Below are 15,958 nucleotides of genomic sequence, written 5' to 3'. Positions count from 1 at the left end.
GTTACAGCAAAGTATCATTCACGCGCGGATGGTGCACGGCTTTGTCTCGCTGCCGTCTTGCATTAACGCCGTGAGCGTGCAAAACGCCCGTGGTTATGCGATGATCTCGCAGTCGTGCCGCATGAAGAACAAGCACCGGTAGTATCATAATGATCAGACTGATTGGATATTTCTTTGGGCTAGGCTGCCTCCTTTTTCTGGGCGCGGCAGCTGCGGCGGCGATCTATTTGAGCGTCGTCTCCAAGGAGCTTCCCGACTACGAGGTGCTTGCGAAATATGCGCCGCCCGTGACGACTCGCATTCACGCCGGCAACGGCGCGTTGATGAAGGAATATTCTCGCGAAAACCGGCTTTTCGTACCGATCCAGGCCATTCCTGATCGCGTCAAGGCAGCTTTCCTTTCGGCTGAAGACAAGAATTTCTACAATCATCCGGGTGTCGACGTTAACGGCCTGCTGCGCGCCGTCGTCGTCAACCTGCAGAACATCGGTTCGGGCCGCCGCTTCGTCGGCGCATCCACGATCACGCAGCAGGTTGCCAAGAACTTCCTGCTTTCTGCCGATCAGACGTTCGACCGAAAGATCAAGGAAGCGATTCTGTCTTTCCGCATCGAGCAGGCCTACAGCAAGGACAAGATCCTCGAGCTCTATCTCAACGAGATCTATTTCGGGCTGAATTCCTATGGCATTGCCGGCGCCTCGCTTACCTATTTCGGCAAGTCGGTCAACGAGCTCAGCATCGCCGAATCGGCCTATCTCGCATCGCTCCCGAAAGGACCTGCCAATTACAACCCGTTTCGTCGCGCCGAGGCCGCGCTCACCCGCCGCAATTGGGTGATCGACCGTATGGTCGAGAATGGTTATGTGAGCCAGAGCGATGGCGAAGATGCCAAGAAGCAGCCCCTCGGCGTCGTGCCGCCGAAGAGTGGCCCATCGTTGTTTGCCTCGGACTATTTCGCCGAGGAAGTTCGCCGGCAGCTGATCGACCAGTATGGCGAAAAGACCCTTTACGAAGGCGGTCTCTCGGTTCGTACCTCGCTTGATCCGCAGATGCAGCTGGAAGCGCGCAAGGCTCTGCAGGATGGTCTGGTCGATTATGACGAGCGCCGCGGCTATCGTGGCCCCATTAAGCAGATCACGACCTCGCAGGATTGGGGGGTCGAGCTCGCCAAGGTCCCGAGCTTGAGCGATGTGCCGGAATGGCAGGTAGCCGTCGTGCTGTCCGTATCCGATCAGGCTGTCGACATTGGCTTGCAGCCGAGCGTCGATGCGAGCGGCAAGGTTTCGACCGACCGCAAGCGCGGTACCATCGCCGCAGCCGACATGCGCTGGGCCTTCCGCTCGGCCGGCGGTAAAGCGGTGAAATCACCCAGCGGCGTGCTGAGCCCAGGCGATGTCATTTTCGCGCAGAAGACCGGCAGCGCCGATTCCAGCAGCTATCGCTTGCGCCAGCCGCCGAAAGTGCAGGGCGGCCTGGTGGTTATGGACCCGCATACCGGGCGCGTGCTCGCCATGGTCGGCGGTTTCTCTTATGCGCAATCCGAGTTCAACCGCGCGACCCAGGCAAAGCGCCAGCCGGGTTCGTCCTTCAAGCCCTTCGTCTACGCAGCCGCGATGGACAACGGCTATACGCCTGCCTCCGTCATTCTGGACGATCCCTTGCAGATCACGCTCAGCAATGGCGATGTCTGGAAACCGACGAACTACGAAGGCGAGGGCGGAGGTGTGCACACGCTGCGCTTCGCCATCGAACATTCGCGCAACCTGATGACGGTTCGCCTCGCCGCCGACATGGGCATGCCCCTGGTCGCCGAATATGCCGAGCGCTTCGGGATCTACGACCGCATGAACCCGGTTCTCGCCATGTCGCTCGGTGCCGGCGAAACGACGGTGCTGCGCATGGTTTCGGCCTATTCGGTCATCGCCAATGGTGGCAAGCAGATCAAGCCGACGCTGATCGACCGCATTCAGGACCGCTACGGCAAGACCATCTTCAAGCATGAGGAGCGTGTCTGCGACAGCTGCAACGTCAGTGCCTGGCAGAATCAGGATGAACCCGTGATCGCCGACAATCGCGAGCAAGTGCTCGATCCGATGACGGCCTATCAGGTCACCTCGATGATGCAGGGCGTCGTCATCCGCGGCACGGCCGCCGGCAAGATCAAGCTCAACACCGATGTCGCCGGCAAGACCGGCACGACCAACGATGAAAAGGATTCCTGGTTCGTCGGCTTCACGCCGAGCCTCGTCGCCGGTCTCTACATCGGCTACGACACCCCGGCCACGCTTGGTAGAGGCGGCACGGGCGGTGCTCTTGCGGCTCCGATCTTCAACGAATTTATGCAGGCTGCGACGAAGGACGAGGCGCCGGAGAAATTCCAGGTGCCGCCGGGAATGACGATGATGGCAGTCAACCGCGCCACGGGCATGGCGGCAGAACCGGGCGATCCGAGCGCCATCATGGAAGCCTTCAAGCCCGGCACCGGCCCTGCCACGACCTTGACGGTCATCGGCGGCGGAGAGGCGGCACAGGTCGCTCCAGAGGAAATTCTGCGGACGTCGCCACAGGCGAACCAGGCTGTTACCTCGGGAGCCGGCGGCCTGTTTTGATGCCATCCTATTTGTCCGATCACGATGCCGCGGGGCTTTACAGCTGCGGCATGTGTATCTATGTCACCAGCACTCTTTGAATTGGATTGCCGCTCGTCACGAACGGCGAAATGAAGAAGCAGGAACATGAGAGCCGAAATCGAGAAAATAGTCGACGAAACCAAGCAGGCTATCACCCTGCTGAGGAGGCATCTTTGACTGGGATCAGGCGGTAAGACGACTGGACTGGTTGAATAACAAGTCAGAGGATCCGACCCTCTGGAACGATGCTGCCGAAGCGCAGAAACTGATGCGCGAGCGCCAGCAGCTTGATGATGGCATCAGTGGCGTGCGTGCCCTCGAACAGCAGCTTACTGATAATGTCGAGCTGATCGAACTGGGCGAAGAAGAGGGCGATGCCGATGTCGTTCGCGACGCGGAAGAGGCTCTCAAGGGCCTGAAGACCGAAGCGGCGCGCCGGCAGGTGGAAGCCATGCTCTCGGGCGAGGCCGATTCCAACGACACCTATGTCGAAGTCCATTCGGGCGCAGGCGGCACCGAGAGCCAGGACTGGGCGAACATGCTGTTGCGCATGTATACCCGCTGGGCCGAACGCCAGCGCTTCAAGGTTGAGCTGCTCGAAGTCCATGACGGGGAAGAAGCCGGCATCAAGTCCGCGACGCTGCTCGTCAAGGGACACAATGCCTATGGCTGGCTGAAGACCGAATCGGGCGTGCACCGTCTCGTGCGCATTTCGCCCTATGACAGCAACGCGCGCCGTCACACGTCCTTCTCGTCGATCTGGGTCTACCCGGTCGTTGATGATTCGATCCAGATCGATATCAACGAAAGCGACTGCCGTATCGATACCTATCGTTCTTCCGGCGCCGGCGGGCAGCACGTCAACACCACCGACTCGGCCGTTCGCATCACGCATATCCCGACGGGCATCGTCGTGCAGTGCCAGCAGGAACGTTCGCAGCACAAGAACCGGGCCAAGGCCTGGGACATGTTGCGCGCCCGCATGTACGAGGCGGAGCTGATGAAGCGCGAAGAGGCAGCCAATGCCGAAGCCGCTTCCAAGACGGATATCGGTTGGGGTCACCAGATCCGTTCCTACGTCCTGCAGCCCTATCAGCTCGTCAAGGATTTGCGCACCGGCGTTGCCAGCACGGCGCCCGGCGATGTGCTCGATGGCGATCTCAATGAATTCATGGAAGCTGCACTTGCGCATCGCATCAGCGGTGCGGCGGATGCCGTTGTCGACGACGTCGATTGAGTTCAGATAGATTCGAACAAGCAAAAGCCCCGGTAACGGGGCTTTTTTCATGCCGGCATTCGGCAGCATTCAATCGGAGAATTGTTCCGCCAGTATCCTCTCGGACCAGGAGCGATCCGGATCGGAAAGAATGCGCGCGGTCGTGTCCTCGGTCTGGGCGATCCGGACGCTGAGGACCGATTTGACCTCGGCATTGTCGGCGACGGCGTTCACCGGCCGCTTCTCCGGTTCCAGCACGGTGATCTCGATCGAAACCTTGTTCGGCAATAGGGCGCCGCGCCAGCGGCGAGGGCGAAACGCACTCACGGGCGTCATGGCCAGCAATGGCGCTTCCAGCGGCAGAATGGGACCGTGGGCGGAGAGATTGTAGGCAGTGGAGCCAGCGGGCGTCGTGACCATCAACCCATCGCAGATCAGTTCCGGCAGGCGTACGTGTCCATCGATCTCGACCTTGAGCTTTGCTGCCTGGTAGGACTGGCGAAACAGCGAGACTTCGTTGATGGCGAGCGCGACCGAGGTGGTGCCGTCATCATTGCGCGTGCTCATCTGCAGCGGATGAAAAGCATTTTCGACAGCTGCATCAATGCGTTCCGCCAGGCAATCGGTGCGGTAGTCGTTCATCAGGAAGCCGATGGAGCCGCGATTCATGCCATAGACGCGCTTGCCGGAATTCATCGTCTTGTGCAGCGTCTGGAGCATGAAGCCGTCGCCGCCAAGCGCCACGACGATATCGGCCTCCTGCTGCGGCGTCTGGCCATAGAGACGAATCAGTTCTGCCTGAGCCTCCTGGGCTTCCGGAGCAGGTGAGGCGAGAAAACAAACAGACTGAAAATGACGCGACATGCAATGTCCCTTTAATCATCGTACTAGGTAGTCATATTCCCCCTATGCGACAAGACGTTTTGCAAAGACTGGTAAATCTGCGATCGCCACGGTGAACCGGAACCTGAGGAAAACAACCGATTTTCCCTTTACAGGATTTCAAAATCTGTTAGTTGGCATGCCGATGTGCCCTTGTAGCTCAGTTGGTAGAGCACCTGATTTGTAATCAGGGGGTCGCGGGTTCGAACCTGCCGGGGGCACCATCATCATTCCGCGATTGTTGCGGTTCCTCCATTCCAATTTGCAGATCATTGGTGTCCGCGTTCACGCGAACCGCAATGAGTGTCCGATTTTTTCAGGAATATGCTGGCGATGTTAATGTCGGTATGGAAAACCGGCGTCATCAGCCTAATATGTCTGTGCAGACGCCTTCAGGCCGTTTGCGACGATCTTCAACATAATATCGCTCCTTGGAAAGACATGACCATCAAGCCGAAGAAGCCCAAACTCGAACATTCCGAGCTCTCAGGTGAATTTACCGATGACGATGTCACCGTTCTGGTCGATATCTTTCGCGCCGCCGGCACTAATGACGACTGGCGGATGGAAGTCATCACGCCGGAGGAAGATCTGATCGAGTGGGAAGAGCCCTTCGCTACCGACCGCGAAGCCTTCGACGAATTCCTGGCGACGATTGCGCGCGATGGCATCAGGTCGTTCTTTGACGAAGCGGATCCCGCAGTTCACTGAGCCTCTTTCGGCTTTTCCGTCGATTTCATCGTCACGGCGCGGCTCGGTTTGCCGTCGGCATGTCGGCCGACCGCAGCCGAAAGTGTCGCTTCATTTACAAGGCGCAAAATGGGCATACACTTCTCCGGCCAATGGCGGGCGAGGATATGATCATGCACAGGATATCGAGGCATGTCGTCTTGGGATTGCCGCTTGTTGTGATCGCGGTGATTGTGAGCGTGTCGGCTTTGGCCGGCGAGAACTGCTACTGCAAGAATACGGATGGAAAGCAGCATGCGGTCGGCGAGGTCGCTTGCATGACCGTGGGCGGCAAGAGCTATCTCGCGCAATGCGAGATGAACCTCAATGTCACCTCCTGGTCGAAGCTGCAGGAAGGATGCCCGGTCACGCGGAGCGGGTTCAAGCAGCAATCGATTTGGCACCCTCAGTTGATCGCGATACGCTGACCATTGCTGGCTATTGGCCGTGGCAGGTGCGTTCCGAACGGCTCTCATGACGGACGGGTCGCTCTACCTTGTCTTTCAACAGAAAATAGGAATGGGCGAAATAGATGCCTATTTCCGCGGCGCAGCCTTCGAGATTATTCCGCTTTGCCGTTCCAGAATTGAAAGGCAAACAATGGCGTCCGGTGGATCGATATATCCCTCCACGCTGGGTGGATCGTGAAAAATGAACTTTCGGATATTCGACAGTACCACGCGCACAGTGACACTTTGCGCCGCGCGACAATCATCAGTGGCCGTTGAACCGGCTCCAACAAAGATGTCGCGTTTCCGAGGCATTAACCGGATGCGCCGCTCCGATGCTCAGCCGCCCTGTTTGCGCACCAGCAAGAGCGGCTCGCCTTCCTCTTCGTCGGACTTCTGAAAGTTGCCGTCCGGCTTCATGTCGAAGGAGAGGGAGGAGCCGTCATTGCCCAGCATCACCAGGCCGAAGCCCTCCGTCGCCCAGAGCGAAAGCTTGAGGTCGCCGACTTCGCTGGGGCAGTCTCCGGCCGGTGACATTTTCGCGGTTCCGTCCGGATCCTTGTCGATGGTCAATGTGACATCGCAGACGGGTTTTCCATCCGGCCGTTGGATATGCCAGGCTCCGGCGAGGCTTGCAACGGTCGGCACATGGTCGACGTCGCCAAGCGCCGGCAGCAGCCAGGTAGGCTCGCCGGCGTCGCTCTCCCAGGGAGAGCCTTCTTCCTGCTGGAACCGGATAAGCGTTTTCGCCGAGGCATCGACGATGGTGAGCGACCCGTCATCGGCGAAATTCCATGCGCTCGCCTTGGCGAGTGCGGGCAGGGGTGTTGCACAGGCGTCCGCCCCGGTGATGCCATAGCCGCCGCCGGTGACCGGGTTGGTATCGAAGGTTAGCCGGCATCCCTTGGCACCGCTTTCAGGTGCCAATAGCCATGCGCCCGCCTGCGCTTTGACAAGCTCGTCATCGGCAGCGCGTGCCGGTTGACCCATAGCGAGAGCAAGGGCGACGGAAGCCGCCGCTAGACCAAGAACACGGATCAAGGCAAATTCCCCCAGCTGGTCGCGGCAGCTTCGGTGCCGCTAGATTTTCAGATAGGATCGCGCCGCATAAAGCGCGATCGCCGCTGCATTCGAGACATTGAGCGATTTGATGGCGCCCGGCATGTCGAGGCGCGCCAGTGCGTTCACGGTTTCCCGCGTCTTCTGGCGCAATCCCTTGCCCTCGGAGCCGAGAACGAGGGCGACCTTGCCGCCGCTGAAGGTGCCTTCGAGCGGTGCCGGCCCTTCCGAATCAAGGCCGATGGTCGTGAAACCCAGCTGGTGCAGTTCGCCGAGCGCATCGGCGAGATTGGTGATCTGTATATAAGGTATGAGTTCGAGCGCGCCCGAGGCCGATTTTGCCAGCACGCCTGATTCGGTCGGGCTGTGGCGCTGCGTGGTGATCACGGCGCCTGCATCGAAGGCCACGGCCGAGCGCATGATCGCGCCGACATTGTGCGGATCCGTCACCTGATCGAGAACGAGCAGCAGCGGGCTGTCCTTCAGCGCTTCGAGGCGGCGAACGGGCAGGGGCCGCGTTTCCAGCATCACGCCCTGGTGGATCGCCTCAGGTCCCAGCACCTTGTCGATATCCTGCGGTGATACGATCTCCACAGGAATGCCGATGCTATCGACCGGGCCGATCTCCAGCCGCACCAGCGCATTCTGTGTCGTGGACAGCTTGATGTTCCGGCGCTCGGGATTGGCAAGAGCGGCGCGAACGGTATGCAATCCATAGAGAAGGACCTGGTCCGGCGCGAGCGCCGGCGGCTTCCAATCATCCGCGCCCGCCCGCTTGCGCTTCTGCGGCGCCGGCGTCGGGATTTCGCCGCGCTCGCGCTTGGCGTCGCGATGGGCGCGCCGCAGGGTGGCATAATGCATGTCCTTGGCCGACTTGTCGTCGGCGGTGTTGTCTGGGCCGGAGCGGCCGGAAATTTTATCTTTGCTCATGCGGCTTTATAACCAGCGCCTTCCCGGGCGCATAGCCTCTTTTGGCGGCAAGCTTTTCCCACAGGCTGAAATCTTTTCGTCATTTTTGGTAATTCCCTGTGTTGACAGACGGAAATCGTCCGGTCATATACGCGGCGCAGATGACGGCGGTGACGCCAACATCGAGCAACTTGGTCGCAAGATCCAGTCGGAATACTGGAGGGATGCCCGAGTGGTTAAAGGGGACGGACTGTAAATCCGTTGGCTCAGCCTACGTTGGTTCAAATCCAACTCCCTCCACCATTCCGGACCGGATCTTGACCACCCGCGCGGGTATAGCTCAATGGTAGAGCAGCAGCCTTCCAAGCTGAATACGCGGGTTCGATTCCCGCTACCCGCTCCAAAGTTTTCAAAATGCTGCTTTAACTCGTGCGTGGGTCTGGTCATGCGGTGGCTTGGCTTTTTGAGCGTCCTTTAGCTCGAATTCCTTTATCTGATTGCTTCCTGTTCAAACGATCAGAGTGGGTTTAGCGATTTCCATCACATCACGACTCGGATGTTCCGCATCCATTCGAATATGGCGAGTCTCTTCAAGGGTTTTTCAACTCCTACTTGCTAGTCTTCGTGCAGGGGGCATTGTCAGACTAGTCAGTCGACGAATTTTGGGAAAACTCCGGCAAGAGCTGCGTCATTTTCAAATCCGCCCTGTTGGCTGTTCATGCGCTTGTGTCCGAACCAGATAGATCAAACTAGCAGGCGATAATGATGTCTCTGACCATATCTGTTCTCGTTATTTTAGCAGGCGGTGTCCTTCTATCTCTCCTCTCTCCCGTTTTTTACATGATGCTCGCCGTCGTCATCATTTTGGCATGGAGAGAAAAAAGGGCCGTGTATGCGATAGCCTTGGCAGTGCTGTTCGGCATGATCGCATATGCGCTTCAATGGGCAGAGTTTAGAGCTCTTGGGGTCATGATTGGTTGGCTCGAGCCTCTCGCCAAGGGTCTGGGAATGGCAATCAGTCTGCTATTCTTCGCAGGCATCACCCGCGTTATGCGTTGCTTGTATATAAAAAGACGATCTCTCGCGTAGATCCCATGGCGCTTGAATGACTTTGCCCAATTCAGCGGCCTCGAAGCCAACGATCCAGCGTCGTGACTTGCCTGCCCCATCTTTGCATATTTGACATGAAGGGTTGCTTATATCAGCGCGAGCGATAGATATTGCTCAGGCAACCGAAACGGGAGAGCGCAAATGGGTATCTTCGACAAGATCAAGGGTGCAATCTGGGGACAGGCAAAGGCTGCCGAGGCTGCTCCTGCACCGACCACCACCGCTGCAACTGCCAATCCGGCGCCTGCGCCGACGCCGGCTCCTTCGTCTACCACGGCGGCGACATCGCCTGCGACCAGCGCGCCGTCAGCTCCTGTGGATATCGCCTCGATCCTCGATGCGGCGGTAAAGAAGAGCGGCCAGAAGCTGGACTGGAAGCATTCGATCGTCGATCTGATGAAGGCGCTTGGCATGGATGCCAGCCTTTCCGAGCGCAAGGAACTGGCGCAGGAACTGGGCTACACCGGCGATGCCGGCGATTCCGCCAAGATGAATATTTTCCTTCACAAGGCACTTCTGCAGAAGCTTGCCGACAATGGCGGCAAGGTGCCGGCCGATCTTCTGGACTGATAGCGTCAAGCATCGGTGAACGGCATCTGCCGGCCTCAACCGGTAAAGCGTCGCGAATGGATGACGATGCATAGCCGTTTAATTATTTTGCGCCCTTTCCCAGCGGGAGAGGGCGCTTTGTTTTGACGGCTATTCCATTTGCAAGGATGCTCTCATCCCGCATCCGCCACTGGAATTCCATATGGCGCTTCCCTATCTAAGCGTCTGAACCGGCAAATGCTTTTTTGTCTTTCCGGATCGGCCGGCGAACCTTACGCGGCGAATGAAAGTCTAAGGCTGCGGATCATGCGCCATCGGCTGGGCTTCGCTTGAAATAGGCCCTGCAATTAAGTCTTGCGCAAACGCGACGAAAGCCTTAAACGGCGGCACTAAACCGGTTCGCCGGGGTCACTCATTACGTTCATAGGAAGCATTCAAATGGCAAAGAGTAAGTTTGAGCGCAATAAGCCTCACGTTAACATTGGTACGATTGGGCACGTTGACCACGGCAAGACGTCGCTGACAGCAGCGATCACGAAGTACTTCGGCGAGTTCAAGGCGTACGACCAGATCGACGCTGCTCCGGAAGAGAAGGCTCGTGGTATCACGATCTCGACGGCCCACGTTGAGTATGAGACGCCTGCTCGTCACTACGCTCACGTCGACTGCCCCGGCCACGCTGACTATGTCAAGAACATGATCACCGGCGCGGCCCAGATGGACGGCGCGATCCTGGTTTGCTCGGCAGCCGACGGCCCGATGCCGCAGACCCGCGAGCACATCCTGCTTGCTCGTCAGGTTGGCGTTCCGGCAATCGTTGTGTTCCTGAACAAGGTCGACCAGGTTGACGACGCCGAGCTTCTCGAACTCGTCGAGCTCGAAGTTCGCGAACTTCTGTCGTCCTACGACTTCCCGGGCGACGATATCCCGGTTGTCAAGGGTTCGGCACTTGCTGCTCTTGAAGACTCTGACAAGAAGATCGGTGAAGACGCGATCCGCGAGCTGATGGCTCAGGTTGACGCCTACATCCCGACGCCTGAGCGTCCGATCGACCAGCCGTTCCTGATGCCGATCGAAGACGTGTTCTCGATCTCCGGCCGTGGTACGGTTGTGACGGGTCGCGTTGAGCGCGGTATCGTCAAGGTTGGTGAAGAAGTCGAAATCGTCGGCATTCGTGCGACGTCGAAGACGACGGTTACCGGCGTTGAAATGTTCCGTAAGCTGCTCGATCAGGGCCAGGCAGGCGACAACATCGGCGCACTGGTTCGCGGTGTTAACCGTGACGGCGTCGAGCGTGGTCAGATCCTGTGCAAGCCGGGCTCTGTCAAGCCGCACAAGAAGTTCATGGCTGAAGCCTACATCCTGACGAAGGAAGAAGGCGGCCGTCATACGCCGTTCTTCACGAACTACCGTCCGCAGTTCTACTTCCGTACGACGGACGTGACCGGCATCGTGACGCTTCCGGAAGGCACGGAAATGGTTATGCCCGGCGACAACGTCACCGTTGCCGTTGAGCTGATCGTTCCGATCGCGATGGAAGAAAAGCTTCGCTTCGCTATCCGCGAAGGCGGCCGTACCGTCGGCGCAGGCATCGTTGCCTCCATCGTCGAGTAATCCCAGGATTATTCCTTTATAAAGAGGCCCCGCTGGAAACAGCGGGGCCTTTTCATTTGCTTTATGGTTGGCGAGCCTCCGCCAGAGCCTTGCTGACGATGTCTGCAACGAAATCGCTCTTGCCGCCGGTATAGTGATCCCAATCGCCATCCGCTTCGATTGCAAGCTTCCTCTTCAACGTCGCATAGGTCTCGGCAGCTTCGGGATGAACGCGAAGATAGTCGCGAAAGAGGACCCGTTCCTGATGGGCAGGATTGTCCGGCAGGCAGAGATAGAGGCGCGTCCCGTAGAGCTTCTCGTCCTTGGTGAATGTCCACCTGTCGGCGCCATGTGGGTCACCGTGAAAGACGTATCCATCATGCTTCAGCCGTTCGGTTGCCTCGATCCTTGCTTCATTGGATAGAAGTACTGCATCGATATCGAGCTTCGGCTTGGCGCAAAGTCCTGGGATGGATGTGCTGCCAATATGCTGGATATCCGTCGGATGGCCGAGCAGGGCCGTGATCGCCTCGCGCCGGCTGCGGAAGAGGGCGGGCCAAGCAGGGTCGTAGTCGACAAGTTTGATTGCGTCCATTCCGTACCCGCCTTCCGCGCGATTCCCTCAGCCGTCGTGGATCTTTCTCCCAATCTCTCCCTGAGACAATCCGACCACGCCATATGCCTTGCGAAACGCCGGAAAGGGTCTATCTATCGCCCGGTTTTCCCAGGAGGAGATTTTCATGAAGAAGCGCATATTGTTCACCGGCGGCAGCGGCAAGGCCGGGCGTCACACTGTTCCCTGGCTCGTCGAAGCCGGCTATGAAGTTCACAATATCGATCTCGTGCCGCTCAATAGTCCCGGCGTTACCAATCTGCAGGCCGATATCACCGATGCGGGACAAGTCTATAATGTCCTGAGCATGCATCGGGATTTTCCCGATCTCGAAGAGGGCAAGGGCGTGCAGCCCTTCGATGCCGTCGTGCATTTCGCCGCCGTGCCGCGCATCCTGATAAAGCCGGATAACGAGACCTTCCGCATCAATACGATGGGGACTTACAATGTCATCGAAGCGGCCGCCAAGCTCGGCGTCAAGAAGATCATCGTCGCGTCAAGCGAAACGACCTATGGCGTCTGTTTTGCAGAGGGGCATCGTGATTTCCATCAATTCCCGCTGGACGAAGATTATGATGTCAATCCGATGGATTCCTATGGCTTGTCGAAGGTCCTGAACGAGAAGACGGCCCGCGCCTTCGCCGAGCGTTTCGGCATCGATATCTACGCGCTACGCATCGGCAACGTCATCGAGCCCCATGAATATGAGCGTTTCCCGGAATATTTCGCCAATAGCGAGATGCGCAAGCGAATCGCCTGGAGCTATATCGACGCCCGCGACCTCGGCCAGATCGTTCATCTCTGCATCGAGAAGAGCGGCCTTGGCTACCAGGTTTTCAACGCCGCTAACGACACGGTCTCGGCCAACACGCCGTCTCGCGAACTCGCAGCGAAGCATTATCCGAACGTGCCCTTCACCCGCGAGATCGGCGAGTATGAGGGCCTGCTTTCCAACCGCAAGATCCGCGAGGTTCTGGGCTTCAAGGAGGAACACGACTGGCGTAAATATGTGAAGGTTTGAGCTTCAGCGGCCTTTAGCACACCCGGCTGGTGTTTTCCTCTGCCCGCCATCGATATCGAGCCGGGCAGGGTTCTCTCCATTTGTTACGCTGCATAACCAAAAATGCTTCCGCAAACACTCGACAAATATCGTCATTTATCTAAGTAGAGTTGTGTTCGCAGGGTGCCCCCTGGAGATTGCAGCTCTCGGTAGGCCGTATTCAGGTCCCTGTTTCGAGCAAGCACCGCTTGGACAAGAGTGCCCGGGCGGGGTTGAAATGGACGCGGCCAGCGCCGCGACGCAGGATAATTTGCCGGGTGATTTTAGAGCAGCCGGCCGCTTCGGAGGTATTATGAAGGATAGTGTTGCACGTATATTTGTCGGCTTTGATTCAAAGGAGGTCGTAGCCTATCACGTCCTCGCCCAGAGCATCATCGAGCATTCTTCGATCCCGGTGGCGTTCTCGCCGATCGTGCTCGGCAATCTCGGCGGCATTTTCACGCGTGAGCGCAATGCGCTGCAATCGACCGAGTTTTCCTTCTCGCGCTTCCTCGTGCCTTATTTGAGCAACTATGAGGGCTGGAGCATCTTCATGGATTGCGACATGCTCGCCCGAACCGATATCGCCGAGCTCTGGGCGCTGCGTGACGACCGTTATGCGGCCATGTGCGTCAAGCATGACTACCAGCCGAAAGTCGAAACCAAATTCCTGGGCCAGACGCAGACCAAGTACGAAAAGAAGAACTGGTCGAGCATGATCCTCTTCAACAATGCCAAGTGCAAGGCGCTGACGAAGGATTTCGTCAATACAGCGACCGGCCTCCAGCTCCACCAGTTCAAGTGGCTGGAGAGCGACGATCAGATCGGGGAGATCCCGGTCACCTGGAATTACCTCGTCAATGAATATGACCGCCGCGAGGATGCCAAGCTGGTGCACTTCACCGACGGCGGTCCGTATTTCGACGAATATCGCAATGACGATTATGCCGAAGAATGGTTCGCCATGCGCGACCGGATACTGCACGTTCAGCAGAAGTAAGCGCATTGGATCAGGAGGAAACAGATCCTATCGGCAAAGGCATTCCGGCGGCAGGTTCTGCGGCCGGACTGGGCAGCGCCGCGGAGTGGCGCGCGGTACTGGCGGCATTCTCGCATATCGTGCTGGTCGCCAACAGCGATGCGGTCGATATAGCGAGCCTGCAGGCGCAGTTTCCGCCCACGGCGCTCTTTGTCTTCTTCAATAAGGTCTACAAGGTTCTGGATCGGCCGTTCCACGGACATTCACTGCTGATCTCGCGTGGCCAGCCGCGCGGTGCCAATATCGTCTACCGTGGGGAGGTGGGCGAGGTCGTCAAATTCTTTCCAAAGGAATACTTCCTCGGCATCTTGAATATCCGCCTCGGCGCGGAAGAGAAACTCAATCCGGCGGCGGACTTCCAGGGCGCACCCACCGGCCATCTCGATCTGGTCGGCCTCTGTTCCGATTTCTATACCGAGGGCAAGACGCCGACGAGCGGCTTTGCCCTGGCGCTCTGGTTGAGCGATCTGAAGCTGCCCGGTGCTATCGTCCTTGCTGGTTTTTCGGCAAGGCGCAGTCAGAAGTGGCGGGTGGTCTCCGTGCATGATTGGAGCTTCGAGCAGACCTTCCTGCGGCTCTTTGCACGGCTGGGAAAGATCACCATTCACGGCGGCGTATCGCTCAATCCCTATATCAGGCTCGCCGAACGATTTACCGACATACCGCCAGCCGAGATTTCGCTTGCGGCTGCAGAGGTATTGTCCGAGCGACTCGGCAACACCGATGCGGAGGTAGACAGGCTGATTTCCTTGACGAATGTGATTCGCTCCACGGATAATTTCCTGCGCCAGCTCAGGCCGAAATTTCTCAAACGCAAGCCGAAGGCTCCATCCGGAGAGCAATAGGCCAAAACAGGCTGCTTTGCCGCCTTTCTTCTTGGCCTTGCGGCAGCACATATCAGACGTGTTGCGGCGGAGTGAAGTGAGGAGCGACTGTCTTGATTGGGAAAAAGCGAAAAACGCTCTTGCCAATCGTTTCGTCCCGCCTTAAAGGGAGCGCCATGTCTTCGAACTGCACGGGCGGTCCACCGCTCGATGTAATTCTCGAAGAAAGAAGGGGTATAGCTCAGTTGGTAGAGCGGCGGTCTCCAAAACCGCAGGTCGTAGGTTCGAGCCCTGCTGCCCCTGCCATTTTCCTTGGTCTGACTGGCGCGCTGATATCGCTGCTTCTCGGGTTTGGGATTATGCCGGTTTGGCGGCAAATTTTCGAAAACACTGGATTACCTCTTGTTAAAACGGGAATCGGTGTTTATGTAGGGGTTCAACAGACACGCGGTGCGTGGGGCTGATTTGTTCAGCTTTACGCGCCGTAATTGCGTGGGCAGTCAATGGCATCCAAAACGAATCCACTAGCGTTTCTGCAGCAGGTACGCTCCGAGACGTCGAAAGTTACTTGGCCCTCGCGCCGCGAGACGATGATCTCGACGGTGATGGTATTGGTCATGGTTGTTTTCGCCTCGCTGTTTTTCTTTGCTGCCGACCAGCTCATCGGCTGGGTTCTCAGCTATGTGCTGAATACCGGCAACTGATAACGGGTGGAGATGAACATGGCGGCACGTTGGTACATCGTCCACGCTTATTCTAATTTTGAAAAGAAGGTGGCTGAATCCATCGAGGAGAAGGCTAGGCAGAAGGGTCTCGATCATTTGTTCGAGAAGATCCTCGTGCCGACTGAAAAGGTTGTCGAAGTGCGTCGCGGTCGTAAGGTCGATAGCGAGCGCAAGTTTTTCCCGGGTTACGTGATGGTTCGCGCCAACCTGACGGATGAAGCTTACCACCTGATCAAGAATACGCCGAAGGTTACTGGCTTCCTGGGTTCAGACAATAAACCAGTTCCGATTCCGGATTATGAAGCCGAGCGCATTCTCGGTCAGGTCCAGGAAGGTGTCGAGCGGCCGAAGGCCTCCGTGTCCTTCGAGATCGGCGAGCAGGTCCGCGTTTCCGATGGTCCGTTCGCTTCGTTCAACGGCACGGTTCAGGATGTGGACGAAGAGCGTTCGCGCCTTAAGGTCGAAGTATCGATCTTCGGCCGCGCTACGCCGGTCGAGCTTGAATACAGTCAGGTCGAGAAGGTCTGATTATCGTCATTGCGAAAGGTCGGTGTCATCGCTGGCCTTTCTTTTGGGCTTGGATATAAGTAAA

At 57.7% G+C, this 15,958-nt stretch carries 17 protein-coding genes and 4 tRNA genes; 16 read left to right on the top strand and 5 right to left on the bottom strand.

Features of this window, described 5'->3' with window-relative positions; translation table 11 throughout:
• The first annotated feature begins 149 nt into the window (after positions 1-149).
• Together BSK43_RS23150 and prfB are read left to right on the top strand one after the other, a co-directional pair.
• Positions 150-2,609 (top strand): penicillin-binding protein 1A, encoded by a 2,460-nt coding sequence (locus tag BSK43_RS23150; protein WP_077472750.1) that lies wholly within the window; start codon positions 150-152, stop codon positions 2,607-2,609.
• Positions 2,610-2,735: 126 nt separating this feature from the next.
• Positions 2,736-3,867, top strand: a protein-coding gene (gene prfB, locus BSK43_RS23145) for a peptide chain release factor 2 (RefSeq protein ID WP_136687201.1) whose coding sequence is annotated in 2 segments (ribosomal slippage) — positions 2,736-2,804 and positions 2,806-3,867 — 1,131 coding nt in all. Because the reading frame shifts where the segments join, the coding sequence is not laid out codon by codon here.
• Positions 3,868-3,936: 69 nt separating this feature from the next.
• On the opposite strand, the gene BSK43_RS23140 is transcribed toward prfB, so the two are convergent.
• Positions 3,937-4,710, bottom strand: coding sequence for an NAD kinase (locus tag BSK43_RS23140; RefSeq protein ID WP_068386024.1), 774 nt, complete (start codon positions 4,708-4,710; stop codon positions 3,937-3,939).
• A 167-nt stretch (positions 4,711-4,877) separates the two neighbouring features.
• Between BSK43_RS23140 and BSK43_RS23135 the strand changes: the two genes are divergently transcribed.
• Both BSK43_RS23135 and BSK43_RS23130 read left to right on the top strand, forming a co-directional pair.
• Positions 4,878-4,952: transfer RNA gene (locus tag BSK43_RS23135), tRNA-Thr, on the top strand.
• A 217-nt stretch (positions 4,953-5,169) separates the two neighbouring features.
• Positions 5,170-5,439: a hypothetical protein gene (locus tag BSK43_RS23130; protein ID WP_068386025.1), complete on the top strand. Its 270-nt coding sequence runs from the start codon at positions 5,170-5,172 to the stop codon at positions 5,437-5,439.
• Here BSK43_RS23130 and BSK43_RS36025 read toward each other — a convergent pair.
• On the bottom strand, positions 5,433-5,555 hold the full coding sequence (locus BSK43_RS36025; RefSeq protein ID WP_281406649.1) for a hypothetical protein: 123 nt from the start codon (positions 5,553-5,555) through the stop codon (positions 5,433-5,435). The two genes, BSK43_RS23130 and BSK43_RS36025, sit on opposite strands and share 7 nt — an antisense overlap.
• A 36-nt stretch (positions 5,556-5,591) precedes the next feature.
• On the opposite strand from BSK43_RS36025, the gene BSK43_RS23125 reads away from it, so the two are divergent.
• Positions 5,592-5,885, top strand: a complete 294-nt coding sequence (locus BSK43_RS23125) for a hypothetical protein (protein WP_077472785.1) — start codon at positions 5,592-5,594, stop codon at positions 5,883-5,885.
• 360 nt (positions 5,886-6,245) lie between these two features.
• On the opposite strand, the gene BSK43_RS23115 is transcribed toward BSK43_RS23125, so the two are convergent.
• Together BSK43_RS23115 and rlmB are read right to left on the bottom strand one after the other, a co-directional pair.
• The gene (locus BSK43_RS23115) at positions 6,246-6,947 is read right to left on the bottom strand and encodes an AprI/Inh family metalloprotease inhibitor (RefSeq protein ID WP_077472748.1); all 702 of its coding nucleotides are present in this window, start codon (positions 6,945-6,947) and stop codon (positions 6,246-6,248) included.
• A gap of 39 nt (positions 6,948-6,986) precedes the next feature.
• Positions 6,987-7,895, bottom strand: coding sequence for a 23S rRNA (guanosine(2251)-2'-O)-methyltransferase RlmB (rlmB, locus tag BSK43_RS23110; RefSeq protein ID WP_077472747.1), 909 nt, complete (start codon positions 7,893-7,895; stop codon positions 6,987-6,989).
• Positions 7,896-8,092: 197 nt separating this feature from the next.
• On the opposite strand from rlmB, the gene BSK43_RS23105 reads away from it, so the two are divergent.
• The 5 genes from BSK43_RS23105 (at position 8,093) to tuf (ending at position 11,147) form a co-directional block, all read left to right on the top strand.
• A tRNA-Tyr gene (locus tag BSK43_RS23105) sits at positions 8,093-8,177 on the top strand.
• 26 nt (positions 8,178-8,203) lie between these two features.
• Positions 8,204-8,277 (top strand) — tRNA-Gly (locus BSK43_RS23100).
• Positions 8,278-8,636: 359 nt separating this feature from the next.
• The gene (locus BSK43_RS23095) at positions 8,637-8,963 is read left to right on the top strand and encodes a hypothetical protein (RefSeq protein WP_136687199.1); all 327 of its coding nucleotides are present in this window, start codon (positions 8,637-8,639) and stop codon (positions 8,961-8,963) included.
• Between the two features lie 162 nt (positions 8,964-9,125).
• Positions 9,126-9,554, top strand: coding sequence for a DUF3597 domain-containing protein (locus tag BSK43_RS23090; protein ID WP_077472744.1), 429 nt, complete (start codon positions 9,126-9,128; stop codon positions 9,552-9,554).
• A 417-nt stretch (positions 9,555-9,971) separates the two neighbouring features.
• Positions 9,972-11,147 carry an elongation factor Tu gene (tuf, locus tag BSK43_RS23085; RefSeq protein ID WP_077473019.1) on the top strand — a complete coding sequence of 392 codons (1,176 nt, stop codon included), beginning with the start codon at positions 9,972-9,974 and terminating at the stop codon, positions 11,145-11,147.
• Positions 11,148-11,208: 61 nt separating this feature from the next.
• Here the strand turns inward: tuf and BSK43_RS23080 are convergent, their stop codons facing one another.
• The gene (locus tag BSK43_RS23080) at positions 11,209-11,721 is read right to left on the bottom strand and encodes a GrpB family protein (protein WP_077472947.1); all 513 of its coding nucleotides are present in this window, start codon (positions 11,719-11,721) and stop codon (positions 11,209-11,211) included.
• 145 nt (positions 11,722-11,866) lie between these two features.
• On the opposite strand from BSK43_RS23080, the gene BSK43_RS23075 reads away from it, so the two are divergent.
• The 6 genes from BSK43_RS23075 to nusG all read left to right on the top strand — a co-directional run bounded on the left by BSK43_RS23075 (position 11,867) and on the right by nusG (position 15,894).
• Positions 11,867-12,760 (top strand): NAD(P)-dependent oxidoreductase, encoded by an 894-nt coding sequence (locus BSK43_RS23075; RefSeq protein ID WP_077472948.1) that lies wholly within the window; start codon positions 11,867-11,869, stop codon positions 12,758-12,760.
• 331 nt (positions 12,761-13,091) lie between these two features.
• The gene (locus BSK43_RS23070) at positions 13,092-13,778 is read left to right on the top strand and encodes a glycosyltransferase (RefSeq protein ID WP_077472950.1); all 687 of its coding nucleotides are present in this window, start codon (positions 13,092-13,094) and stop codon (positions 13,776-13,778) included.
• A gap of 5 nt (positions 13,779-13,783) precedes the next feature.
• Positions 13,784-14,662, top strand: a complete 879-nt coding sequence (locus BSK43_RS23065) for a 3-deoxy-manno-octulosonate cytidylyltransferase (protein ID WP_205910647.1) — start codon at positions 13,784-13,786, stop codon at positions 14,660-14,662.
• A 209-nt stretch (positions 14,663-14,871) separates the two neighbouring features.
• A tRNA-Trp gene (locus tag BSK43_RS23060) sits at positions 14,872-14,947 on the top strand.
• A gap of 197 nt (positions 14,948-15,144) precedes the next feature.
• The gene (gene secE / locus BSK43_RS23055) at positions 15,145-15,345 is read left to right on the top strand and encodes a preprotein translocase subunit SecE (protein ID WP_068386049.1); all 201 of its coding nucleotides are present in this window, start codon (positions 15,145-15,147) and stop codon (positions 15,343-15,345) included.
• 18 nt (positions 15,346-15,363) lie between these two features.
• Positions 15,364-15,894, top strand: coding sequence for a transcription termination/antitermination protein NusG (gene nusG / locus BSK43_RS23050; protein ID WP_068386050.1), 531 nt, complete (start codon positions 15,364-15,366; stop codon positions 15,892-15,894).
• Positions 15,895-15,958: the final 64 nt, after the last annotated feature.

Source organism: Rhizobium sp. P44RR-XXIV, assembly GCF_001999485.2.
GTDB lineage: Bacteria > Pseudomonadota > Alphaproteobacteria > Rhizobiales > Rhizobiaceae > Rhizobium.
Note: the sequence above shows the minus strand (reverse complement) of the source record. Positions and strands in the feature narration are given on the sequence as shown.

Excerpts from the sequence above, each read along its gene's own strand:
- BSK43_RS23140 (WP_068386024.1), bottom strand. The coding sequence starts at position 4,710 with ATGTCGCGTCATTTTCAGTCTGTTTGTTTTCTCGCCTCACCTGCTCCG.
- BSK43_RS23075 (WP_077472948.1), top strand. The coding sequence starts at position 11,867 with ATGAAGAAGCGCATATTGTTCACCGGCGGCAGCGGCAAGGCCGGGCGT.
- nusG (WP_068386050.1), top strand. The coding sequence starts at position 15,364 with ATGGCGGCACGTTGGTACATCGTCCACGCTTATTCTAATTTTGAAAAG.
- BSK43_RS23130 (WP_068386025.1), top strand. The coding sequence starts at position 5,170 with ATGACCATCAAGCCGAAGAAGCCCAAACTCGAACATTCCGAGCTCTCA.
- rlmB (WP_077472747.1), bottom strand. The coding sequence starts at position 7,895 with ATGAGCAAAGATAAAATTTCCGGCCGCTCCGGCCCAGACAACACCGCC.
- BSK43_RS23125 (WP_077472785.1), top strand. The coding sequence starts at position 5,592 with ATGCACAGGATATCGAGGCATGTCGTCTTGGGATTGCCGCTTGTTGTG.
- secE (WP_068386049.1), top strand. The coding sequence starts at position 15,145 with ATGGCATCCAAAACGAATCCACTAGCGTTTCTGCAGCAGGTACGCTCC.
- BSK43_RS36025 (WP_281406649.1), bottom strand. The coding sequence starts at position 5,555 with ATGCCCATTTTGCGCCTTGTAAATGAAGCGACACTTTCGGCTGCGGTC.
- BSK43_RS23095 (WP_136687199.1), top strand. The coding sequence starts at position 8,637 with ATGATGTCTCTGACCATATCTGTTCTCGTTATTTTAGCAGGCGGTGTC.
- BSK43_RS23080 (WP_077472947.1), bottom strand. The coding sequence starts at position 11,721 with ATGGACGCAATCAAACTTGTCGACTACGACCCTGCTTGGCCCGCCCTC.
- BSK43_RS23070 (WP_077472950.1), top strand. The coding sequence starts at position 13,092 with ATGAAGGATAGTGTTGCACGTATATTTGTCGGCTTTGATTCAAAGGAG.
- BSK43_RS23150 (WP_077472750.1), top strand. The coding sequence starts at position 150 with ATGATCAGACTGATTGGATATTTCTTTGGGCTAGGCTGCCTCCTTTTT.
- BSK43_RS23090 (WP_077472744.1), top strand. The coding sequence starts at position 9,126 with ATGGGTATCTTCGACAAGATCAAGGGTGCAATCTGGGGACAGGCAAAG.
- tuf (WP_077473019.1), top strand. The coding sequence starts at position 9,972 with ATGGCAAAGAGTAAGTTTGAGCGCAATAAGCCTCACGTTAACATTGGT.